Raw genomic sequence first — 23,589 nt, 5'->3', positions numbered from 1 at the left:
TGCTCGAGCCGCGGATCAAAGCTCGTCGGTGGTGATCAGGCCGTCGCGGATGGCGCGGGCGACGAGGGCGGCCTTGGTGGGGGCGGAGCGGCCCACCGAGGCGTATTTGGCGCGGATGCGCTCGAGGTGGGTGTTGACCGTGCCGACGGTGATGTAGAGCTGTTGGGCCACCAGGGCTTTGGATTCGGTTTGGAACCAGGCCAGCAGGACTTCGCGCTCGCGGTGGGAGAGTTTGGGGCGGTCGTCGGCGTCGGTGCTCATGGCGCGGGCCATGGTGGGGCTGAGGTAGGGGCGGACGTCGGCGGCGGCGTGCAGGGCCGCGATGAGGTGTTCGCGGCCTTCGGTTTTGGACAGGTAGGTGACCGCGCCGAGGTCCAGGCAGTCGCGGACCAGGTGGGGTTCGGTGTGCTGGGAGTAGACGACCACGCGGTGGCCGCGCGCGCAAATGGTGGCCAGGGCGGTGAGATCCGGTGCGCGCTGGTCGAATTGGAGGTCGAGGACGACCGCGTCCAGATCGCCGCGCTCGGGCCCGGTGGCGGCCAGGAAGGCGGCGGGGTCCGGGTGATCGGCCGCCACCAGGATGCGCGGTTCGGCCGCCGCGCACCAGCCGCGCACGCCGTCGCGAATCAGTGGATGGTCGTCGACGATGGCGATGCGGATCACCGGGCTCCCTCCAGGTCGAAGTTGTGATGCAGGCGCGCCCAGAGCAATTCGCCCGCGGTGACCACCTCGGTGTGCACCGACGAATCGGTGAGGGTGGACAGCCGGTCGAGCGTCTCGACGGGGCAGTCGCCCAGGGCGCTGACGGTGCAGCCGGACGCGTCGGCGGTCACCACGACGCGGGCGCGGGAACGGCTGGCGTCCAACATGATCCGGGCGGCCGCCACCAGATGTCCGCGCACCGCGTCGGGCAGTTCGCGATGGGTCGGCGTGGCCTCCACCGACACCGCCACCCCGCGCCGTTCGGCGGCGTCGATACCGGTGCGCAGGTCCGCGAGCAGCGGATGCCCGACACCGTCCTGCTGGGTGAAAAGCCGTCGCAGCCGGGCGTATTCGGTGCGGGCCGCGGCCTGCACGCCGGGATCGCCGGGATCGAGTGTGCCGTCGGCCATTCCGCGCAGCAGCGGGGTGAAGTCGGCCACCAGTTCGTGGTAGCGGCGCAGGCACTCCTGTTCGTGCATGCGCCCGACGGCGTCGGCGGTGCGGTGGCGCAACCGCTCTCGATGCAGTGCCGCCGCCTGCCGGGCCGCCCGGTCCAGGGTGGCCGCGAACCAGGCGGTGAAGGTTTGCAGGAAGAAGATGGCCGCCGTGTGATACCCGAGCACCGTGAGGTTCTCCGCGTTCGGGGCGCGCATCAGGATCACCGCGCACACCAGCACCCACCACGCGGTCAGGGCCGAGAGCGCCAGTCGCGGCGGCAGCCGAAAGCCGAGCGCGACAACGGCCCAGCCGGACGCCCCGATGGACCAGTTCGCCCCCGCCAGCACGGCATCCACCGGCAGCCACGCGGTGAGCACCAGGGAGGCCGCGATGGCGACACCCATGAGCGCCACCGTGACCGGCTCGCGGCGACGCGGAACGAGTGCGGCCAGCGCGCATCCCACGGTGACGGCGACGAGAACCGCGTTGACCGCGGGTGGCGGGGTCGCGGCTGCCGTGGTGAGTGTGGATTGCAGGAGCGTGTCGGCCACCGCGATGCCCACCATGCCGTGCCCGAAACTCCGGCCGAGCCGGTCGATTCCGGCCGCTGCCTCGGTCTCGTCGAACGAGTCGTCCCCGGCGGCAAGGGATTCGGCGACCGGCCAGCGCAGCCGGATCTCGGTACCGCTCCCGGGAGTGCTGGTGATCTCGGCGTCGCCGCCCACCTCGCGCAAGCGCTCGACGATCGAGTGCCGAATGCCGTGGCGGTCCTGCCCGGGTGTTCCGTCGAACCCGACGCCGTCGTCGGCAATGACCAGACGGCCCGCGTCGGCCTCGACGACGACAGCGCTGGCGTGCGCGTGCCGATCGATATTCGTGAGCGCCTCCCGGGCAGCGGCGGTGACCGTCCACGCCAGCCCGCGGGGGATCGGTAGCGGCCCGTCGATCCGCAGTTTCACCGGTGTCGCGCACTCGGCGGCCAACTCGCGCAACGATTCCGACAGATCGGCCTCGGACTCGTCGCCCGGCACCGGGATACCGGACTCCAGCACGGTGAGGTCGCGCGCCGCCTGCCGCGCGATTCGCTCGGGATCCGCGGCCGCGCCCTGCCCGACCATGAGCAGGGTGGCCGCCGCGGTGTCGTGCATGACCGCCCACTGCTCGTGCTCGTAACGCCGCCGCGCCGCCGCCACCTGGCTCGCGACGCGGGAGTCGGCGGCCGCGGACACGGTCTGATCGTGCACGGTCGCGGCGCGCAGCACGACCCGGCGCACACCCACCGCCAGCAGCCATTCCACCAGCAGATAGGCGACGGCCAGATCGGAGAGGAAACCCCACGGCGTCAGCCCGGGCGTCTGGCGATTGGCGTAGTAGAGCAGCAGCAGGACCAGCACGGTCACCGCGGCCGACACCCGGACCCGCTCGGCGATACCCACCGAGATGACCGTCGCCGCAACGACCTTGACATCGATGAGGTCCTTGGTGCCGATGCCCGAGGCGGCGACGCTGACCGTGCCCAGCAAATAGGTCGCCACCACCGCGATATCGGCCGCGGTCCACCACGGCCCGAGCCGCCGCCCCCACAGTCGGCTGGCGGACCACACCGCCAGCAGGATCGTGACCGCCCGGCCCACCGCCGGATCCGGGACCCCGCTCGCCAGATGCACGACCGTGAGCAGCAGACAGGCCGCGTGTCGGAATCGAATGGCCAGCCATCTGGCCTCCTGCGCGACCGCGGCGTGGGTCGGGTCGGCGTCGCGCAGCACCCGGTCACGGTACCGGACCGCATTCGAACCAGCATCGCATCCGCGGACCCGGATCGCTGTCCGTCGAATGTCGGACAGACAAGGACGGTCCGATTACGGAATGGTCGATCGTGCAGACCGGTGTGCGGGTCCGGCCCGCCCCGCCGCTGCGCCCGCGGCCGTTGGCGGGCGGGGAGTCAACGGCCGCCGGGGTCGACACTGTGTCATGGGTAAGCGCCGTAGCCGTGACCTCGCCGCGACCCCGCCGGGCGATCCCATGGGCCCGGCCTCCCGGATCTCGCGCCGTCGACCGCATAGGCTGTCCAGTGATTTCGCACAGGTAGTCCTCCCTATCACGACGCTGTCTTAGGAAGAGGCCCCGATGAGTTCCGAAATCCTGTCGCTCGGTTCGTCCGCGTTGAATCTCGCGAGCACCGTCACCGGCATCGTCGCGAATGTGGTCGGCATCATCAGAGCGTTCATTCCGATCTGATCCATGCCGACCGGTACCCGTACCCGTCCGAAAAACGGGTATGTGAGATGAGATGACACAGACCGGCCCGGGAGGCACGGGATGGAGTGGTTCATCGCACCGGAGTACTGGTTCGCGCGGCAGGTGATCGAGCGCGGGGTCGCCGCGATCTACGTGATCGCGTTCGTCGCGGCGGCCCGGCAGTTCAAGGCGCTGCTCGGTGCGCACGGTATGACGCCGGTCCCGCGCTATGTGGCGCGGCGGCCGTTTCGGCTGTCCCCGAGCCTGTTTCACCTGTACTACTCCGACCGGTTCTTCGCGTCGGTGGCGTGGGTCGGCGCGTTGGTGTCGGCCGCGCTGGTGGGCGGTGTCGCGGATCTGCTGCCGCTGTGGGCGGCCATGGGCGTCTGGCTGCTGGTGTGGGTGCTGTACCTGTCGATCGTCAATGTCGGCCAGGTCTGGTATTCGTTCGGCTGGGAGTCGCTGCTGCTCGAAGCCGGGTTTCTGGCGGTCTTCCTCGGCAATGACCGGGTGGCCCCGCCGGTGCTGGTGGTGTGGCTGGCGCGGTGGCTGGTGTTCCGGGTGGAGTTCGGGGCCGGACTGATCAAGCTGCGCGGCGATCGGTGCTGGCGGGATCTGACCTGCCTGTTCTACCACCACGAGACCCAGCCCATGCCGGGGCCGCTGAGCTGGTTCTTCCACCATCTGCCCCGTCCCCTGCACCGAATCGAGGTGGCGGCCAACCACTTCGCGCAATTGGTGGTGCCGTTCGGGTTGTTCGCACCGCAGCCGGTGGCGAGCGTGGCGGCGGCGATCGTCATCGTCACGCAGCTGTGGCTGGTGCTGTCGGGCAATTTCGCGTGGCTGAATTGGTTGACGATCGTGCTGGCCTGGTCCGCGGTCTCGAATTCGAGTGTGGTGAAGGTGTTTCCGATTCCGGACACGCCTGAGCTGCCGGACTCACCGCTGTGGTTCACGGTGCTTGTGTTCGTCTTCGCGGGCTGCACGGTGGCGCTGAGCTATCTGCCGGTGCGCAATATGTTGTCGAGTCATCAACGGATGAATCAGTCCTACAATCCTTTTCACCTCATCAACACCTTCGGTGCCTTCGGCAGCATCGACCGCATCCGCTACGAGGTGGTCGTCGAGGGAACATCCGACCTCGAGCTCACCGAGCGCACGCACTGGCGCGAGTACGAGTTCAAGGGCAAACCCGGTGATCCGCACCGACTTCCACGCCAGTGGGCCCCTTACCATCTGCGTCTGGACTGGCTGATGTGGTTCGCGGCCCACTCGCCGACCTATGCCCGTCCCTGGTTCGGTCCCTTCCTGGAGCGCCTGCTGCGCAACGACCGCGCCACCCTGCGCCTGCTGCGCCGCAATCCGTTCCCGGACGCGCCGCCCCGCTTCGTGCGCGCCCGCCTCTACGAGTACCGCTTCACCACCGCCCGCGAATGGCGCGAGACCCGTGCCTGGTGGGTGCGCAGCGTGGTGGGCGACTATGTGCCACCGATTTCTCCGGGGCGCGCATCCCTCGCGCGGCGGACATAATGCGGCATGGGATTTTTCCGTCCGCGCGCTCCGGTGGACGAGCTGGAGCGGATCTGGATCGAGGAGATGCTGCGCTGGTGCGCGGCGGAATTCGGGCCGCGCACGCTGAGCACGCCGGTGATCCTGCCGACGGACGACTATTTTCCCGGGGCCTACAGCGGAACGGAATCGCAGGTGCGGGCGGTGGTTCAGCGAGTGGCCGGATACATGGGGGTCGGCCGGGATCGTTTTGTGGTGGAGTTCGATTCGGCGACCGACGCGATGCCCCCGGACCTGCCCGCCTTCCTGCACGTGCCCAGCCACGGCGAGGCCGGACACTATCGGCTCGAGCACGGGCGCGCGGTGGTGTCGCTCGAGCTGTCCCGCATGCGGTCACCGGTCACCCTGGTGGCGACCGTCGCGCACGAACTGGCGCACGAGCGGCTGCTGGGGGAGCGGCGCATCGATGCCGATCGACACGACGGCGAACAGCTCACCGATCTGACGACGGTCTATCTGGGCCTCGGCGTCTTCAATGCCAATGCGGCGTTCCAGTTCTCGCAGAACCATCGCGGGTGGGGCTGGCAGCGCCTCGGGTACCTGTCGCAACCCATGTACGGCTACGCGCTGGCCTGCTGGACGGTCATGCGCGGGGATCCGAAACCGACGTGGGCACACCACCTCGACACGAATCCCCGCGTCTACATGAAACAGTCCCTCAAATACCTGCGCGCCAACCCCGACGCGCTACCCGAATGGCATTCCGCCGCCTTCGAGTCCTGATCGGCTAGCCGGTACTGCTGGGGCGGCCGTTCTCCAGGTGACCGGCGAAGTGTCTGCGCCAGTGGGAGTTTCCGGAAACGGTCAGGGTCAGGTCGTACCAGCCCTCGTCGAGTGGTGCGGGGAAGTCGTGTGTGGATCCGGCATCGATGGTCGTCTTGGATCCGCTCACCTCGATCGTCACCGCCGAGGATCCGGTATTGCTCACCGTCACAACGAACGTGGGCCGATCGGCACTGCCGCCCACCGCCGCCGTCGCGCCGATGCCCGCGGTGTCGGCCCCGCCCGTCGCCTCGACGAGGAAGCCGTTGGGCGCGTGGACCGCGAAGTCGTACGCGCCGCCGAGCTGGAAGCGTTCCTGCGCGGTGCCACCGGGATCCACGACGGTCTGACGCACCGAATTGTCGTGGTAGGCATAGGTTTGGAACGGCATGGCCACCCTGCCCTGATTGCCGAACCGGACCGTCGCGCCGCCCGCGCTCGCCTCCACCCACGCGACCGGCTGATACGGCAACGCGCGCGCCTTCGCCCGCCCGCCGTCCTGGACCGGCATCCGCTGCCCGGCCGGTGACGGCGGGGTCGCCTTGGGCAGATTCTTCTGCCCGGCCGCCCGGGCCCGTTCGGCATTCGCGTCGGGCAGGGTGGGAATGCTGTTGTCGCGCTTGCCGAAATCGAAACAACTGGTCAGATCGCCGCACACGGCCCGCCGCCAGGCGGAGATATTCGGCTCGGCCACACCCGTCCACTGCTCGAGGAATTGCAGCACCGAAGTATGGTCGAACACTTGGGAATTCACCCAGCCACCCCGGCTCCACGGCGAGATAACCAGCATCGGCACCCGCGGCCCCAGCCCGATCGGGGCCTGACCACCCAGCAGCGCGCCCGCCCGGCTGATGAGGGTGTCCATCACGGCCGAACCGGAACCCGAACCCGAGCCCAGACCCAACGTCGCCGATCCCGAATTCAGGTCGCCGCCGGTGATTTCCAGCGCGGCCAGGATCTCGTCGGGGGTGCCGGGCGGCGCGGTGGGCGGCACCACGTGATCGAAGAAGCCGTCGTTCTCGTCGTAGTTGACCAGCAGGACCGTGGACTCCCACAGTTTCGGGTTGTCCCACAACGCCTTCAGCACCCGCTGCAAATACGCGGCACCGTCGGCCGGGCGGTAGGCCGGATGCTCGGAGTACCCGGCGGGCGCGACCACCCACGACACCTGGGGCAGCTTGTTCGCGGCACAGTCGGAAATGAACTGCTGCAGAACATAATCGACATCGGTGCCGTCGGTGCCCGCGGGCGCGGGCGTCATACCCGTGGTGGTCACATTGGCGCGCTCGGCCAGCTGCCGAATCGCCGGGTCGGCGGACTTGGCGGCGTCGTGATAGGCCTGGAACAGCCACAGCGGATTGTCCCCGAAGTCCGCCAGGAAGTCGCCGCCGCTGTGATTGTCGGCGTACACCTGCCACGAAATCCCGGCCTGCTGAAGGCGTTCCGGATAGGTGGTCCAGCGATACACGGGCCGATAGTCGGGCGGATTACTGACCGCGGGCCCGCCCAGGCTCCCGCGCGGATCGATGGTGCCGGTCCAGTGGAACAGTCGATTCGGAGTCGTCGGACCCTGAATCGAACAGAAGTAGTGGTCGCAAATGGTGAAGGCCGCGGCCAGCGCCCGATGGAACGGAATGTCGGCCTCGGTGAAGTAACCCATCGTCATCTTGGACTTCGACGCGATCCACGAGTGATAGGCCCCGTCGGCCCACGCCAGATGTGTGGTGTTCCAGTCGTGCGCCAGATCGCCGAGGTCTTGCCCGTCCACGCGCGTGGTGTCCACATGCCACGGCAGCAGGAATCCGGTGCTGCTGAAGGCATCCGGCTGATGGAACGCGTCCCGCGTCCCGGCCCCGCCACCGCTCCCGCTGTCCGCCGAGCCACTGCTGCTCCCGCTGGCGCTCCCGGTCCCCGCCGACCCGCTCGCCAGATCGGTGCCGACGCCCGCGCCCGCCGCAGTGTCCATCGCCAGCTGCAGCACCGGGTCGTACCCGCCCGACGGCAAGCGCACCGCCCGCTTGTCCCCGAAACCTCTTACGCCGCTCATGGTCCCGAAGTAGTGATCGAAGGACCGGTTCTCCTGCATGAGGATCACCACATGCTCGATCTGCCCGAGCGTGCCCGCGCGCCGGGGTTCCGCCAACGCCTCCGCCATGCCCTCCGGCAACCCGGCCACCCCGGCCGCGCCCGCGGCCAGCATCGAACCCAGCACCGTCCGCCGATTCGTCTCGGCGAATCTTGGCCTCATCACTTCTCCGATCGGTCACCTGTTCCCAGCCACTCTCGGCGCGGGAGACGCTACCGGGGCGGCACGGAATTGGTCCGGTGATCACCTGGGGGTCATCTGGCGATGCGACGGTGATCCGGTGACGACGCAAGCGGTGGCGAGACCGGGTCGGGCGGTCCGGTGGTTTCACCGGGCGTGCGAGGTGGTGGTCGCGGCGCTGCCGTTCGGGCTCGGACGGTTCGTGGCGCCGACCTTCGTGGGATATCTGGCGGTGAGCGGATTCACCTTCGCGACGGACCTGTTCGTGCTCACCGCCCTGCACGGGTGGCTCGGGGCGGCCCTGCCGCTCGCGGTGACCGTGGCCTACTGCGCGGCGTTCGCATTGAGCTATGTGCTGAACCGGACGCTGAACTTCGCCTCGCATGCCGCGGTCGGGCCGCAGGTGGCGGTGTACGTCGTGGTGGTCGCGGTGAACTACCTGGTGTTCATCCTCGGCGTGACCAGCGTGGTCGCGGCACTGGGCCTGGACTATCGACTCGCTCGAATCGTGGGCGGACTCGGCGAGGGCCTGTTCATGTACGCCTCGATGCGGCTGCTCGTCTTCAACCCTCGACGATCGCGCGACCAGCGCTGACGCGTCACCGAAAGTTCGACGGGCCCGACTGGACCCTGAGATAGGTATGGCTTACCTTTGGCCCGTGAGCGTTGCCGAGGCTGTGCCCAATCTACTGATCTGCCTGCGAGAGGGACTCGAGGCGGGTCTGGTGGTGACCATTCTGCTGGCCGCCGTGCGGCGGCTGGCGACGCCGGAGCGGCCGGTCTCGACGACGCCGGTGTGGCTGGGCGTGCTCGGGGCGGTGTCGGTGGCGGGCAGTTTCGCCGCCGTGCTGACCTATTCGACGGCCGCGCTGACCAGTTCGGCGCGGGCCGCGGTCGCGGGCGTGCTGAGTGTGCTGGCGGTCGCCTTGGTCACCGCCATGATCTTCTGGATGCGGCGGACCGGTGCCTCGCTGTCGGGACAGCTGCGGGGTGAGGTGGCGCGGGCCGCCGGGCTCGGCGCGGGTGTGCTCGCGGTGACGGCCTTCCTGGCGGTCGGGCGCGAGGGGCTCGAGACCACGCTGTTCGTGTGGACCGCCATCAAGGCGGCCGGATCCACGGCCGCGCCCCTGGTGGGTGCGGCGCTCGGTCTGCTGATCGCGTTCGCGCTGTGCTGGTTGCTGTTTCGCCAGTCGGTGCGGTTGAACCTCGGCGTCTTCTTCAATCGGACCGCCGTGCTGCTCATTGTGATCGCGGCCGGGGTGCTCGCGTACGGTCTCGGCGATCTGCAGGAGGCGGGCTGGCTGCCGGGCGCGCGCTGGATCGCCTTCGACCTGACCGCGCACATCGATCCGAACTCGTGGTGGGTGTCGATCATTACCGGCGTCACCAATCTGTCGCCCAAGATGACGGTGCTTCAGGTGGTCGCGTGGATTGCCTACCTGGCCACCGTGATTCCGCTGTTCCTCCGCGCGGGCCGCACCGAGCCGACCGAACCCGCGAAGGCCGAGCCCGCGACGGCCGAACCCGCACCGGCCGCGAGTGCGTCGGACGACGAAGCGCACCACGCGGATTGGTGGGAGCGCGTGGCCGGTCCGCGCCCGGTGCTGGTCGGCGCGACGCTGGTGCTGGTCCCCGTGGTGGCGGCCGCCGTCGCCATCGCACTGCTGCCCTCGGCGGATTCCGGTACCGCCCGGAAGGTCACCGTGACCGCCGATCACTGTGCGCCGGAATGGACTTCCGCGGTGACCGGCACCCAGACCATCTCCGTGCACAACTCCTCCGGCAAGTCCGGCGAGATCGATCTGGTCGACGCCGACGGCGCGATCGCCGGTGAGATCGAGAACATCGGCCCCGGCACCACCGCCGAGCTGACCGCCACCCTGAATCCGGGCAGCTACACCATCGTGTGCCTGCTGTCGGGCAGTCCCGCGCTGTCCTCGCCGCGCGTGCAGGCCACCGGCCCGCAGACCGACGCGCCCCAGGCGTTCAAACCCATTCGGGCCAGCGATCTGCGCGGCCCCAATGACGCCTATCAGAGCTATGTGCGGCAGGTGCTGCCCCGGCTCACCGCGGCGGTCGGCGCGGTCGGGCGGGATCTGCGGGCGCGCAATATCCCGGCCGCGCAGGCCGATTGGCTGCTCGCGCAGCAGGAGTGGGAGCGGGTCGGCGCTTCCTACAACAGCTTCGGCGATGCCGGGACCGCCGTGGACGGGCTGCCCGGCGGCCTGCCGGAGGGTGTCGACGATCCGGGCTTCACCGGGCTGCACCGTCTCGAATACGGCCTCTGGCACGGTCAGTCGCCCGAACAGCTGCTGCCCGTGATCGACAAGCTCGGTGCCGATATCACCGCCATCGGGGACAACCTGACCAGCACCGATATCGCGGGCAAGCCCACAACCTTGCCGATCCGCGCCCACGAGATTCTGGAAGACGCGCTGCGCGACCATCTTTCGGGCCTCGACGATCTGGGCGCGGGCGCGGCGTATCCGATGACGCTGGCCGATGTCGAGGTCACCCGCGCCGTGCTGGATCAGCTCGGTTCGCTGCTCGACACCCGCGATCCGAAACTGCGCCCCGAGCTGACCGCCAAGCTCGACACCCTGCGCACGGCCCTGCTCGCCACCCAGGACAACGGCCGCTGGCGTGCCCCCGCGCAGACTCCGCACGCCGCCCGGCAGGCCGTGCTGGCCGCGATCGGCGGCGCGTTGGAGTCGCTGGATCGCGTGCCGCGCCTGCTGGAAACCCGAGCGAACTGACCCGAAGGATCACACCAATGACTGTCAGCCGCCGCCGCTTCCTCTCCGGTGCCGCCGCGGGCGCCGCCGGAACCGCCCTGACCGCGGGTGTCCTCGTCGAGGGCGCGCGCGTGGATGCCGCCGCCGCGGGCGGGCACGCCACGCCCACACCGGTTTTCCCGTTCCACGGCGAGCATCAGGCGGGCATCCTGACGCCCGCGCCCGCCGACAAGCAGAGCGCGTCCTGCTTCGCGGCCTTCGATGTGACCGCCGCGAATCGCGCGGAGCTCACCGAGCTCATGAAGACGCTCACCGGCCGCGCCCGGGCGCTCACCGCGGGCGGCCCGGCACCGGACCTGGGCGTGGGGGAGCCGCCCGCCGACAGCGCGGTATTGGGGCCCGACATTCCCGCCGACGGTCTGACCGTGACGACCGGGGTCGGCGCGAGCCTGTTCGATCAGCGCTTCGGGTTGGCCGACCGCAAGCCCGCCCACCTGACACCCATGCGGACCTTTCCCGACGACTCACCCGATCCGGCCTGGATGCACGGCGATCTGCTGATCCAGCTGTGCGCGCACAATCCCGACACCGTGCACCACGCGATTCGCGACATCACCCGCCATACCCGGGGCGCGCTCCAATTGCGGTGGAAGATCCAGGGTTACAACTCGCCGTCCCGTCCGTCGGGGACCGGTCGCAATCTGCTCGGCTTCAAGGACGGGACCGCGAACCCGGTCGGTTCGACGGCCTCGGATCTGATCTGGGTCGACAGCGCCGACGAACCCGCGTGGACCACGGGCGGCACCTATCAGGTGGTCCGGCTGATCCGCATGCTGGTCGAATTCTGGGACCGCGTCTCGATCGCCGAGCAGGAGAACATGTTCGGCCGCCGCCGCGAATCCGGCGCACCCCTGGACGGCAACAAGGAAACCGACATCCCCAACTACGCCGCCGACCCGGACGCCACCGTCACCCCGGCCGACGCCCACATCCGCCTGGCCAACCCTCGCACGCCCGAGACCGCGAATCAGCAGCTGCTGCGCCGGTCCTACAACTACGACCTGGGCATCGATCCCAATGGCAATATGTCCGCGGGCCACATCTTCACCTGCTTCCAGCAGGACATCCAACGCCAGTTCGAAACCATCCAAACCCGCTTGGCCGGTGAGCCTTTGACCGACTACGTCCAGCCCTTCGGCGGCGGCTACTTCTTCACCCTGCCCGGTGTCAGGGATGCTCGGGACTGGTATGCCCGCGGCCTGTTGAGCTAGACGATCTCGACCCAGTTGGGATCGCGGCCCACCCGGTGGCGGCCGAGGGCGGTGAGCGTGCCCGTACGGGGATCGATGGCGTGCACGGTGAGGCTGTCCGAGTCCTGTCCGGCCGCCACCAGGTATCGGCCGCCGGGGTCGATATCGAAGCCGCGCGGACAGGTTTCGGTGGCGGTGTGCCCGAGTGGGCGCAGCGCGCCGGAGTCGGGGTCGATGCCGAATCCGGCGAGGGTGCTCGAACGGCGTTCGGAGACATAGAGATAGCGACCGTCGGGGGTGCAGCGCAGCTCGGCGGTCCACGGGTCCGTGCCGCCCTCGGGCGTGGCGTTGTAGATGTCGATGGCGGTGAGATCGCCGGTGCTGGCATCGAAGTGGTAGGCGCCGACGGTGCCGTCCAGCTCATTGCTGACGTAGACGAATCGCCCGCTCGGGTGGAACAGCAGATGTCGTGGCCCCGCACCGGGTTTGGTGCGGACGGACGCGTCGGGTTCGGGCGTGAGGAGCCCGCTGTCGGCCTCGAATCGGTACCGCAGGATCCCGTCACCGCCGAGCGCGGTCGCGAACACGAACCGATTGGTGGGGTCGGTGACGATCGAATGCGCGTGCGGCGGTGTGGCCAGGACCGTGACGGGTGGGCCGACCCGGCCATCGCCGCGCAGGGCGCTCACCGAGACGACACTGCCGGTGTAGGAGGCGGCGAGCAGGTACCGACCACTGCGGTCGACCGACAGATACGCCATATTGTCCGGCAGCGGCACCGTGGCGAGCTCGGTCAATTCCCCTGTGCTGGAATCGATATCGAAGCAGGCTACGGAGTACGGCTCCGAGCGCAGCGAGGCATACAGCCGCTGCCCGTCGGCCGTGACGGCCAGCGGCATGACCGCGCCGCCGACCGGGATCGTCCGCACCGGCCGCAGCGTGCCGTCCGGATCGAGCCGGAGTGCGGAGATCTCCGCACTACCGGCATTCGACACATAGACCATGCTGGTCACGCGGCGGCCCCCGGGACCCGCGCCCGCAGGTCCAGTTCGATCTGTTCCAGGCTGCGGCCCTTGGTCTCCGGCACGAACCGGCGCACCAGGACGAACAGCACCACGCTCACCGCGGCGAAGATCCAGGCCGAATACGCCAGTCCCAGATGGTCGTTCATGACCGGGAACAGGAAGGTGATGGTGAAGGTGGCGGCCCACAGCACGGTGCTGGCGGTGCCCATGCCCACGCCGCGCACGCGCAGCGGGAAGATCTCGGCCATCATGACCCACACCACCGCGCCCCAACCGAGTTCGTAACCGACCCAGTACAGATTGAGCAGCACCAGCGCCACGATGCCGGTTCCGGTGCCCTTGTCCATGCCGAGCACGGCCGCGCCCAGCAGGAACAGCGCCAGCGCCATGAGCACATTGCCGATGAGCAGCAATGGTTTCCGGCCCCACCGGTCCACCACCAGGAACACCCAGGCCGTGAAGATGACCTTCACCGTGCCCATGATGATCGACGCGAGCAGGGAGTTCGAGCTGGTGAGTCCGAGATCCTTGAACATGATGGGCGCGTACAGGTTCACCGCGTTGGTGCCCGCGAACTGTTGGCCGACGGCGAGGATGAGGGCCACCAGGAGAGCCGGTCGAGCCCAGGGCGCCAATAGATCTCGGAAGCGGCCCTGCTGGGCGGCGTCGAGCCGGATCACCTCGCGAATGCTGCCGAGTTCGGCCTCGATATCGTCGTCGCGGTGGGTCTGCTCGAGCACGACGCGAGCGTCCTCGTCGCGTCCGGCCTTGACCAGCCAGCGCGGGGTCTCCGGCATACCGATCAGGCCGAAGAACAGGATGACGGCCGGGACCGCGGCCAGGGCGAACATGAGCCGCCAGTTCTGCGCGCCCGACAGCGCCCAGTCGATGATGTAGGCGATCAGGATGCCCGACACGATCATCAGCTGATTCAGGGTCGAGAGCGCGCCGCGCACCCGGGTGGGGGCGAGTTCGGACAGATAGGTCGGGACCGTCGCCGACGAGCAGCCCACCGCGACACCGGTAATGAACCGGGCCACCACCAGCACACCGAAACTCGGTGCGGCGGTACAGCCGAGCACACCGACGGTGAAGACCGCGGCCGCCACCATGATGGACCGGCGGCGGCCCCAGCGATCGGTGATGCGGCCCGCGCAGGCCGCGCCGAGAATGGCCCCGGCCGCCAGGCAGCCGCCGACCACGCCCTGCGCGACCGAGCCGAGGTGCCACAGCGGCTTGATGAACAACAGGACCCCGGAGATGACGCCGAGGTCGTATCCGAAGAGGATGCCGCCGAGCGCGCCGAAGAAGTAGAGATACGAAACGCTGATTCGCCTCGGCCGGGCGAGCGCCGTTGCCGACTGCTGCATGGGGGTGCTTCCTTCACTGCCAAACAAGTGTGCTCAGGGTCACCCGTATGGCGAAGGCAATACGCATTCTGATTCAAATTCGGTATCACGCAATGCATTCACATATGTGAATTGTCCACTCTCGGGGGCTCTCAGGGGCGAGCCCCTGAAACCCCGAAGAGCCAGTGGCGGATTCAGATCGGGTTGGCGATACCGAGGGGAGTGGTACAGAAGGCACCGCCGAGGAACTCACCCACCTCACCGGCGGGCATATCGCTGGCGAATTGTTCGGCGTCGTCGCGGCTTTCGTAGCCGATCTCCCGCGCCTCGCGCAGGGACACGATCGAGCGGCTGTTGTTCGAGACGCCCCAGGCGATGCGGTAACCGGGTTTGTCCGTGGCCACACAGGATTCGAGCAGGCGGGCGCAGTCGTCGGGGGAGAGCCAGAGGGAGAGCTGGCGGACATCGGCGGGGCGTTCGAAGCAGCTGCCGATGCGCAGGCAGGTCACGTCCATGCCGAAGCGGGAGTGGTACAGGCTCCCGAGGGCCTCGATCGCGGCCTTGCTCACCCCGTAGTAGGTGTCGGGGCGGGGACTGCTGTCGCCGGGGAGCCCGTCCGGGCCCGCCTCGCCGATGCGGCGGAAGCCGACGGCGTGATTGCTCGAGGCCAGGACCACGCGCGAAACACCGGCCGCGCGTGCGGCTTCCAGCACGGTGCGGGTGCCGTCGATATTGATCTCGAGCATGCGCTCCCAGCTGTCCTCACGGCTGAGACCGCCGAGATGGATCACCGCGTCGACATCGCGGCAGGCGGCGGCCATGGCCTGCGGATCGGTGATCGATCCGGTGACGAGCTCGACTCGCTCGCCGGGGGCCGCCGGATCGAGCGGCGCGATATCGAGCAGTCGCAGCACGCGACCGGCGCGGGCGAGCCTGGGGCGCATCAGTTTTCCGACGACACCGGCCGCGCCGGTCAGCAGAACGCGTTGGTCGGACATGGTGAGACTCCTTGGGGTCAGCGGATACCGGCACGGCGCAGGCCGCGCGCGAGGTCGGTGGCGGCCTGCGCCAGCGCCGCCCCGATGCGGTGCTGTTCGCCCTCGGTCACCCGGTCCAGGGGCATGGAGCAGCTGAGTGCGTCGGTGGCCGGAATGCGGTAGGGGACAGCGGCGGCCACGCAGGCCACCCCGGCGGTGCCCTCCTCGCGCTCGGTGGCGTAGCCGCGGGTGCGGACCACCTCGAGTTCGGCGCGCAGCACGTCGCGGTCGGTCACGGTGTGTGCGGTGAGCGCGCCCAGGCGCGGCGGGAGCAGTCCGGTCAACTCCTCGTCGGCGAGCTCGGCCAGCAGGGCCTTGCCCAGGGCGGTGGCGTGCGCGGGCAGCGCGCGGCCCACCCGCGAGACGAGATGGGCCGAGCTCCGGGATTCGCGCGTCTCCAGATAGACGACCTCGGTACCGGCCAGCCGGGCGTAATGGGTGGTGAAACCGGTTTCGTCGCGCAGTCTTTCGAGCAGCGCGGTGGCGTGGGGCATGGCCGGATCGCGGTCCAGGTAGGCGGTGCCGCAGACGAGGGTGCGCACGCCCAGCCGGAAGCGGGTGCCGGTGTCATCGGCGTCGATCCACCCGGCATCGCGCAGCGTGCGCAGCAGGGCGTGCAGGCTGGAGCGGGGAAAGCCGGTGGCCTCGTGCATTTCGGCGAGCGAGAGCCAGGATCGGTTGGCCGCGAACACTTCCAGCAGCGTGATGGTGCGGCGCGCGGACTTCACCCCCGCCGTGTCGGTCTCGGGCCTGCGGGCCGAGTCGGGTTCGGCGGGCTGATCGATCCGGCCGGGGCGGGGCATGGCTCTCCTTCGATGGGAATGAGTGCGAGGCTAGTTCGCTTCGAGACTGTTCTCAATCGCGAATTCCTCCCTATAGTCAAAGCAATTCACATATGTGAACTCGAATTCGATACCGCTTCAGCATCGGCCGATGCTCGATTGATGTTGGACCGGTATCACCGGACTCGCCTAGCCTCCAGGGGGAGGTGATCGAGGCGAACCGAGGAGGGCCACCGCCATGTTGTCCCTGGAGCAGGTGCGCGGTTTCGTCGTGGTCGCCGAGGAGGGCAGCTTCCGCCGCGCGGCCGAACGCCTGCGCATGACCCAGCCCCCACTCAGTCGTCAGATCCAGAAGCTGGAGCGCGATATCGGCGTGCAACTGCTGGATCGCACGCAGCGTCAGGTCGAGCTGACCCCGGCGGGCGCGGTCTTCCTGGCCGAGGCGACCAGGCTGCTGGCCCTGGCCGAGGCCGCACCGGGCGCGGCGCGGCTGGTGGCGGCCGGGCACACCGGCACCGTGCGCATCGGCTTCACCGCCACCGCCGGATTCGGCTTCCTGGGACCGTTTCTGAATCGGATCTCGCGCGCGCTGCCCACCGTGGAGTTGGCGCTCAGCGAGGCCGTGAGCGCCCAGCAGTTCGGCGAATTGGCCAGCGGCAAACTGGATCTCGGACTGTGCCGCCCGCCCTTCGAGCGCACCGAGTTCGACGGCGTGCTCGTGCACCGGGACCCGCTGGTGCTGGCCGTGCCGCAGCGGCACCGGTTGGACGGCGAGGCCGTGACCGTCGCGGAGCTCGAGGGTGAGCGGTTCCTGGTGTACGCGCCCGGACCGGCCCGCTACTTCGCCGAACTCATGGCGCGGGTGCTGTCGGGGGTGTCCCACGAGGTGGGCGATCGGGTGACCCAGGTGCACACCATGCTCGCGCTGGTGGCCGCCGGACGCGGTGTGGCCCTGGTGCCGGAGACCGCCAGCCACCTGCACCCGGAGGGCGTGCGCTATCTGCCGCTGACGGGCGTGCGCGAACGGGCCGAGCTGTACGCGGTCTGGCGTCGGCAGCCGAGCAATCCGGCCCTGCGCCGCGTCGCGGACCTGCTGGAGACCTGGCACGACGCCTGAACATTCGAGGAGGAAACCATGTCATCGATATCGGCCGAGGAACTCGGCGCGGTGCTGGGGCGGGGACTGCTGTCGTTCCCGGTCACCCATTTCGACGCCGACCTGGCCTTCGACGAGCCCGCCTATCGCGAGCACATCGGGTGGCTGGCCCAGTACGACGTGGCCGGGCTCTTCGCCGCGGGCGGCACCGGGGAGGGCTTCTCGCTGACCTCGGCCGAGATCGACCGGGTGCTGCGGGCCGCGGTGGCCGAGACCGCGGGCCGGGTGCCGGTGATCGCACCCGCCACGGCGGGCACGGCCGTGGCGGTCGAACAGGCCAAGGCGGCGGAAGCTGCTGGTGCGCAAGGGATTCTGCTCCTGCCGCCGTATTTGACCGAGGCCGGTCCCGACGGTCTGGTCGAGCATGTGGCGGCGGTGTGCGCGGCGACCGCGCTGGGCGTGATCTTCTACAGCCGAGCCAATGCCGCCTGTGACGACGTGACCGTGGCACGCATGGCCGAGCGGTGCCCGAACCTGATCGGCTTCAAGGACGGCGTCGGCAATATCGAGACCATGACCCGCATCTACGCGCGGCTGGGCGATCGGCTCACCTATATCGGCGGGCTGCCCACCGCCGAGACCTTCGCCCTGCCGTACACCGAAATGGGTGTCACCACATACTCTTCGGCCATCTTCAACTTCGCGCCGGAGTTCGCGCTGGCGTTCTACAAGGCGGTGCGGGCGCACGATCGCGAGGAGGTCTACCGCAGGCTGCGCTCATTCGTGCTGCCGTACCTGGATATTCGCGATCGTGCGCCCGGCTACGCGGTGTCGATCGTCAAGGCGGGGTTGCGGGCGGTGGGGCGGCCCTCCAGTCGGGTCCGGCCACCCCTGACGGATCTGACCGAATCCGAGCTGGCCGAGCTGACCGAGCTCGTCGCGACCATCGTGTGAAGGACCGACGGTGAACACCCGGAACAAGAGGAACGAAAGCGCTTCGGGCACAGCGATTGTCGACCGGATCACTTCAATCGAGATCTCGTCGGTGCGGCTGCCCCTGCCCACCGGAATCAGCGATGCGAAGGTGCTGACCGGCCGTCAGCGGCCCATGACCGAGGTGGCGGTGCTGTTCGCCGAGATCGGCACCGAGGCGGGACTGACCGGCATCGGCATCGGCTACTCCAAGCGGGCCGGGGGACCCGCCCAGTTCGCGCATGCCCGGGAACTCGCGCCGGAACTGCTGGGCGAGGATCCCAGTGACATCGGCAGGCTGTGGGACAAGCTCATGTGGGCCGGGGCGTCGGTCGGTCGCGGCGGGCTCGCGGCACAGGCGATCGCGGCCTTCGATATCGCGCTCTGGGATCTCAAGGCCAAGCGGGCGGGGCTACCGCTGGCGAAACTGCTTGGCGCGTATCGGGATTCGGTGCGCTGCTACAACACCACGGGCGGATTCCTGCACCTGCCCGTCGAGGAGGTGTTGGAGCGGGCCGCCGCATCGCTGGCGAGCGGGCTCGGCGGGATAAAAATCAAGGTCGGGCATCCGGACCACGCCGTCGACCTGGCGCGGGTCACCGCCGTGCGGGAGAAGATCGGCGATGCGGTGCCGCTCATGGTGGACGCCAACCAGCAGTGGGACCGGACCGCGGCCCGGCGCATGTGCCGCGCCCTCGAACCGCTGGGACTGGAATGGGTCGAGGAGCCCTTGGACGCCCACGATTACACCGGCCACGCCCGGCTGGCGGCCGAGTTCGACACCCCGATCGCGACCGGGGAGATGCTCACCAGCCTGGCCGAGCACGCCGAATTGATCGGGGCCGGAGTCGATATCGTGCAACCGGACGCGCCGCGCGTCGGCGGCATCACCCGGTTTCTGGAGATCGCGGCGCTGGCCGGTCGCGAACATCTCACGCTCGCACCGCATTTCGCCATGGAGGTGCACGTGCACCTGGCGGCCGCCTATCCGAGCGAACCGTGGGTGGAGCATTTCGAATGGTTGGAACCGCTCTTCGACGAGCGTCTCGACATCCGTGACGGGCGCATGCACCTGTCGTCGCGGCCCGGTCTCGGCGTGACGATCAGCGAACAGGCCCGCGCCTGGACCGTCGACCGTCACCGGTTCCGATCCTGACATGCCTTGGAGGACACCATGATCGATGAAACTCCCGGCCCCGATATCGACCGGGTCATCACCGCCGCGCAGGTCGCCGCCGAGGCGCTGGCCACCACGACGCCCGCCGAGCGGGCGCGATGGCTGATGGCCACGGCCGACGCGCTCGACAAGGCCGCCGCGGACTTGATCCCGGTGGCGGTGCGGGAAACCCGGCTGCCCGAACACCCTCGCCTGCATTCGGAGTTGGTGCGCACCGTTTTTCAGCTGAGACTCTTCGCGCGGGTGCTCGAGGACGGTGAATTCCTCGACGCCGCCGTCGATCACGCCGATCCTGACTGGCCCATGGGCCCGCGGCCGGACATTCGGCGCGCCATGGTGCCGATGGGTCCGGTGCTGGTCTTCACCGCGAGCAATTTCCCCTTCGCGCTCAGCGTGGCCGGACACGACACCGCCTCGGCCCTGGCGGCGGGCTGCCCGGTGGTGGTGAAGGCTCATCCCGGGCATCCGGAATTGTCCGCGCGCACCGGCGATGTGGTGGCCGAGGCCCTGGCGCGGGCCGGTGCGCCCGCCGGGACGTTCGGCATGATCGCCGGTGTCCAGGCCGGGGTGACGGCACTGCGGCATCCCGCCATCGCGGCGGCCTCCTTCACCGGCTCGGCGGCGGGTGGGCGGGCGCTGTTCGATATCGCCAATGCGCGACCCCGGCCCATTCCGTTCTACGGGGAGTTGGGCAGCGTGAACCCCGTCCTGGTGACCCCGGGCGCGGTGCGCAAGCGCGGCCGAGAGATCGTCGAGGGGTTCGTCGGTTCGTTCACCCTGGGTGCTGGACAGTTCTGCACCAAGCCTGGGCTGCTCCTGCTTCCGGCGGGCCACGGCCTCGACGAAACACTGCGCGGTGCGGTCGAATCCGTGTCGGCACAGGCGATGCTCAACGAACGGATCGCCGATGGCTATCTCGCCGGAGTCGACAGACTGCGCGAACATCCCTGCATCACCGTGCTTTCCGGGCCGGAACTCGGCGATGATCCCTTCCGGCCCACCCTGCTGAAGGTGGCCGCCGCCGACTTCACCCGCGCCGCCGCGGAACTGGGTGCCGAATGCTTCGGGCCGACTTCGCTGATCATCGAATACGACGGCGATGCCGAGCTGCGGGCGGTGCTCGACGCCCTCGAACCCGGTCTCACCGCGACCGTGCATGCGCAGGATTCGGAAACCGAGCGGGTGCGGGCACTGCTGCCGACCCTGACCCGGCTGGCGGGCCGCCTGCTCTGGAACGGCTGGCCGACCGGCATCACCCTGTCCTGGGCACAACAGCACGGCGGCCCCTATCCCGCCACCACCGCACCGGGTTTCACCTCCATGGGCACGGCCGCCATCGCGCGGTTCCTGCGCCCCGTCGCCTGGCAGGGCTTCCCGGACGCCCTGCTGCCGCCAGCCCTGCGCGAGGACAACCCGTGGGCTCTGCCGCGGCGCATCGACGGAATCCGGGTCACCGGAGAGGAGAACGAGCGATGAGCAGAGCATTCCCCCGCATCACCGAGGTCCGGCTGACCCCGATCCTGATCGCCGACCCGCCGCTGCTCAATCGATCCGGCGTGCACCAGCCCTATACGCCCCGGCTGATCGTCGAGGTGGAAACCGACGGCGGCGTCACGGGACTGGGCGAAACCTACGGTGACACCGTGTATCTCGACCGGGCGCGGGAGCTGTCCCGGGATTTGATCGGCAGGTCCATCGGTGCCGTCAACGCCATCGCCAGCATCGGCCGCTCGGCGAGCACCCTGCTCGACGCCGAGCCCGCCGCCAGCGGACTCCGCGGCGCGCTCACCACCGACAAGGTCCGGTTGAGCGTGCTGTCGGCCTTCGAGGTGGCCGTCTTCGACGCGCTGGGACGGCATCTGGGCGTGCCGGTGCACACGCTGCTGGGCGGCAAGGTGCGCGACGCCGTCGACTATTCCGGCTACCTGTTCTACAAGTGGGCCGAACATCCGGTCGCCGTGGCCGAGCCCGACGACTGGGGCCCGGCCCTGGATCCGGACGGTGTGGTGCGCCAAGCCCGGAAGTTCCTCGCCCACGGCGGCTTCGGCTCGCTCAAGCTCAAGGGCGGGGTCATGCCGCCGGAGGAGGAGATCGCGGCGGTGCGCGCGCTGGCCGCCGAATTCCCGGGCCTGCCACTGCGCTTGGATCCGAACGGGGCGTGGTCGCTCGAGACGTCGCTGCATGTCGCCGAGCAGGTGGGCGGCGTCCTCGAGTACCTGGAGGATCCGACCACCGCGCTCGACGATCTGGCCGAGCTGCATCGGCGCACCGGTATTCCCTTGGCCACCAATATGGTGGTGACCGCCATGGACGAAGTGCGGCCCGCCTTCGACCGGGACGCCGTCCAGATCGTGCTGTCCGACCACCACTTCTGGGGCGGCCTGCTGGCCACCCGGGATCTCGCCGCGGTCTGCCGGGCCTACGGCAGGTCCCTGTCCATGCACTCCAATACCCACCTCGGCATCAGCCTGGCCGCCATGACCCAGGTCGCCGCCACCGTCGAAGGCCTCGACTATGCCTGCGACACCCACTATCCGTGGCAGGCCGAGGACGTCCTCACCGAACGCCTCGTCTTCCGGGCCGGAGCGATCGCCGTCCCCGAAACGCCGGGCCTCGGTGTGGGTCTGGACCGCGATGCCCTGGCCCGGCTGCACGAGCGGTGGAAGGCGATGCCGCACTACCGCGTTCGCGACGATGTCGCGGCCCTGCGGCGCGCGGGCATCAGGTCTTCAGCACGGTGAGGATGCGATTGTCGGGGTCGATGGTCCGGCGCAGGGCGGCCAGGCGCGGATAGTTCTGGGCGTAATAGCGGGTGAGGGGATCGCCGGGCTCGAGGTAGTTCACGTACGCGCCCGCCGAGACGGGGGAGAAGAGGCCGTGCGCCGCCGCGACCCAGGCCGCGGCGGTGTCGTGCGGGATCGGTTGATAGGCACCCCATTCGACCAGGGCGGCGTGCGCGCGCCAGGGGAAGGCGGTGGCGGTGGGCGCGGTGTCGCGGATGGCACCGTCGAGGGTATTGAGTTGGACCCAGCCGGTCCCGCCCGCCCGGGAGAAGGTGGTGAGGGCCTCGACAATGCGGTCGATGGCGTCGGGGGTGAGGTCGGCGACGACGTCGGAACCATTGGTGAAACTCGCTCGGGGCGTGGTGGGGCCACCGCCCGCCAGCGCGGTGATGGTGTCCATGTGGCTCAGGGTTTGGCTGTCGACGGTCAACGGGGACGAGCCAATGGCGTCGGTCACTGCGGCGGCGGTCGGGCCGCCGGTTCCGGCCGGGCAAACCACCTGCATCCAACAGTCCAGTTCGCCATTGCCGTCGGCGTCGACACTGACGTCGGCCCACTGCTCCCGGTCGGCGGACGCCAGCCAGCGCGACCATCCGGCGATCACCTGCGCGACTTTCTCTCCCGGAAAGGTCAGTCGCACAACATCTTTGGCCGTGGCCGGAATGGTGTTGTAGGTCAGTGAGGTGACGACCCCGAACAGCGGACCACCGCCGCGCAGCGCCCAGAACAGCTCGGGTCGCGAGGTGGCCGAGACCTCGGCGGCGGTGCCGTCGGGCAGGACGAGGGTGGCCGCCGCAAGGCGATCGCAGGTGAGACCGTGCGCGCGGGATTCGAAGCCGAGGCCGCCGCCCAGGGTGAGGCCGGAAATGCCGACGTCGGGACACATGCCGGTCGGAATGCTCAGATCGAAGCGGTCCAGGCTCTGGTAGACCTCGTACAGAGTGTGACCGGGGCCCACAATCGCCTGTCCGCCATCGACATTCACCCCGGTGAGCTGCCGGACGTCGATGATCATGGCGCCTGTGGCCGTCGAAACCCCGGCGTAGGAGTGCCCGCCGGAGCGCGCCGCGACCGGGAGGCGGTATTCGGCCGCGAAAGCCATGGCCGCCGCCACGTCCGAGGTGGTCGCGACTTGCACTATGGCAGCGGGTGTTTCACCGTCGAATCGAGTATTGAACACCTGCTTGGCCGCCGCGTACTCGGCGTCGCCGACACAGCACACCCGCCCCGCGATGCGGCGCTCCAGCTTGCTCCAATTCGGTTTCGCCACACCGGGGCCGGAGGAGATCGAGACCGGATCCGCGGCCGACCCGCCCGCTAAGCCCCACCCGGCCACCGCGATTCCCAGTGCACCGCAAAGGAATCGGCCGCGGGTGAGGCGAGGATCGGATCTCATGTCGCGCACGTG

18 protein-coding genes are annotated in these 23,589 nt (G+C 69.3%); 10 read left to right on the top strand and 8 right to left on the bottom strand.

The features are described from left to right. Nucleotides 1-15: 15 nt before the first annotated feature. On the bottom strand, nucleotides 16-663 hold the full coding sequence (locus VMT40_RS14105; RefSeq protein WP_326358425.1) for a response regulator transcription factor: 648 nt from the start codon (nucleotides 661-663) through the stop codon (nucleotides 16-18). Then, nucleotides 660-2,906 (bottom strand): sensor histidine kinase, encoded by a 2,247-nt coding sequence (locus tag VMT40_RS14100; RefSeq protein ID WP_326358424.1) that lies wholly within the window; start codon nucleotides 2,904-2,906, stop codon nucleotides 660-662. Before VMT40_RS14100 ends, VMT40_RS14105 begins: the two co-directional genes overlap by 4 nt. 553 nt (nucleotides 2,907-3,459) lie before the next feature. Here VMT40_RS14100 and VMT40_RS14095 point away from each other — a divergent pair. Continuing rightward, entirely contained in the window at nucleotides 3,460-4,908 is a 1,449-nt protein-coding gene (locus VMT40_RS14095) for a lipase maturation factor family protein (RefSeq protein ID WP_326358423.1), read from the top strand. A 6-nt stretch (nucleotides 4,909-4,914) separates the two neighbouring features. Then, entirely contained in the window at nucleotides 4,915-5,670 is a 756-nt protein-coding gene (locus tag VMT40_RS14090) for a hypothetical protein (RefSeq protein ID WP_326358422.1), read from the top strand. 4 nt (nucleotides 5,671-5,674) lie between these two features. Here the strand turns inward: VMT40_RS14090 and VMT40_RS14085 are convergent, their stop codons facing one another. Further along, on the bottom strand, nucleotides 5,675-7,864 hold the full coding sequence (locus VMT40_RS14085; protein WP_442789983.1) for a phosphocholine-specific phospholipase C: 2,190 nt from the start codon (nucleotides 7,862-7,864) through the stop codon (nucleotides 5,675-5,677). Nucleotides 7,865-8,075: 211 nt separating this feature from the next. Here VMT40_RS14085 and VMT40_RS14080 point away from each other — a divergent pair, with 211 nt between their 5' ends. The 3 genes from VMT40_RS14080 (at nucleotide 8,076) to efeB (ending at nucleotide 11,981) form a co-directional block, all read left to right on the top strand. Beyond that, entirely contained in the window at nucleotides 8,076-8,570 is a 495-nt protein-coding gene (locus VMT40_RS14080; protein ID WP_326358421.1) for a GtrA family protein, read from the top strand. 64 nt (nucleotides 8,571-8,634) lie between these two features. Continuing rightward, complete coding sequence (efeU, locus tag VMT40_RS14075) at nucleotides 8,635-10,731, top strand: iron uptake transporter permease EfeU (RefSeq protein WP_326358420.1); 2,097 nt, start codon at nucleotides 8,635-8,637, stop codon at nucleotides 10,729-10,731. A gap of 17 nt (nucleotides 10,732-10,748) precedes the next feature. Continuing rightward, a complete protein-coding gene (gene efeB / locus VMT40_RS14070) occupies nucleotides 10,749-11,981 on the top strand; it encodes an iron uptake transporter deferrochelatase/peroxidase subunit (protein ID WP_326358419.1) in 1,233 nt (410 codons plus the stop codon). On the opposite strand, the gene VMT40_RS14065 is transcribed toward efeB, so the two are convergent. The 4 genes from VMT40_RS14065 to VMT40_RS14050 form a co-directional block, all read right to left on the bottom strand. Continuing rightward, entirely contained in the window at nucleotides 11,978-12,964 is a 987-nt protein-coding gene (locus tag VMT40_RS14065; RefSeq protein WP_326358618.1) for a lactonase family protein, read from the bottom strand. The genes efeB and VMT40_RS14065 overlap by 4 nt on opposite strands. A 5-nt stretch (nucleotides 12,965-12,969) precedes the next feature. Then, on the bottom strand, nucleotides 12,970-14,355 hold the full coding sequence (locus VMT40_RS14060) for a sugar porter family MFS transporter (protein WP_326358418.1): 1,386 nt from the start codon (nucleotides 14,353-14,355) through the stop codon (nucleotides 12,970-12,972). A 173-nt stretch (nucleotides 14,356-14,528) separates the two neighbouring features. Further along, nucleotides 14,529-15,332, bottom strand: coding sequence for an NAD-dependent epimerase/dehydratase family protein (locus tag VMT40_RS14055; RefSeq protein ID WP_326358417.1), 804 nt, complete (start codon nucleotides 15,330-15,332; stop codon nucleotides 14,529-14,531). A gap of 17 nt (nucleotides 15,333-15,349) precedes the next feature. Then, nucleotides 15,350-16,174 (bottom strand): IclR family transcriptional regulator, encoded by an 825-nt coding sequence (locus tag VMT40_RS14050; protein ID WP_326358416.1) that lies wholly within the window; start codon nucleotides 16,172-16,174, stop codon nucleotides 15,350-15,352. Nucleotides 16,175-16,391: 217 nt separating this feature from the next. Here VMT40_RS14050 and VMT40_RS14045 point away from each other — a divergent pair, with 217 nt between their 5' ends. From VMT40_RS14045 to VMT40_RS14025, 5 genes are read left to right on the top strand one after another with little or no spacing between them, the layout of a single operon-like run. After that, a complete protein-coding gene (locus tag VMT40_RS14045; protein WP_326358415.1) occupies nucleotides 16,392-17,270 on the top strand; it encodes a LysR family transcriptional regulator in 879 nt (292 codons plus the stop codon). An 18-nt stretch (nucleotides 17,271-17,288) separates the two neighbouring features. Next, a complete protein-coding gene (gene kdgD, locus VMT40_RS14040) occupies nucleotides 17,289-18,203 on the top strand; it encodes a 5-dehydro-4-deoxyglucarate dehydratase (protein ID WP_326358414.1) in 915 nt (304 codons plus the stop codon). 10 nt (nucleotides 18,204-18,213) lie between these two features. Then, entirely contained in the window at nucleotides 18,214-19,377 is a 1,164-nt protein-coding gene (locus VMT40_RS14035) for an L-talarate/galactarate dehydratase (protein ID WP_442789962.1), read from the top strand. Nucleotides 19,378-19,395: 18 nt separating this feature from the next. Beyond that, the gene (locus VMT40_RS14030; protein WP_326358412.1) at nucleotides 19,396-20,874 is read left to right on the top strand and encodes an aldehyde dehydrogenase (NADP(+)); all 1,479 of its coding nucleotides are present in this window, start codon (nucleotides 19,396-19,398) and stop codon (nucleotides 20,872-20,874) included. Then, nucleotides 20,871-22,139, top strand: a complete 1,269-nt coding sequence (locus VMT40_RS14025) for an enolase C-terminal domain-like protein (RefSeq protein ID WP_326358411.1) — start codon at nucleotides 20,871-20,873, stop codon at nucleotides 22,137-22,139. Before VMT40_RS14030 ends, VMT40_RS14025 begins: the two co-directional genes overlap by 4 nt. Here VMT40_RS14025 and VMT40_RS14020 read toward each other — a convergent pair. Next, nucleotides 22,120-23,577, bottom strand: coding sequence for an FAD-dependent oxidoreductase (locus VMT40_RS14020; protein WP_326358410.1), 1,458 nt, complete (start codon nucleotides 23,575-23,577; stop codon nucleotides 22,120-22,122). The two genes, VMT40_RS14025 and VMT40_RS14020, sit on opposite strands and share 20 nt — an antisense overlap. Between the last annotated feature and the right edge of the window lie 12 nt (nucleotides 23,578-23,589).

The organism is Nocardia sp. CDC160 (assembly GCF_035818795.1).
Taxonomy (GTDB): Bacteria; Actinomycetota; Actinomycetes; order Mycobacteriales; family Mycobacteriaceae; genus Nocardia.
This window is presented reverse-complemented; position numbering and strand designations above follow the sequence as displayed.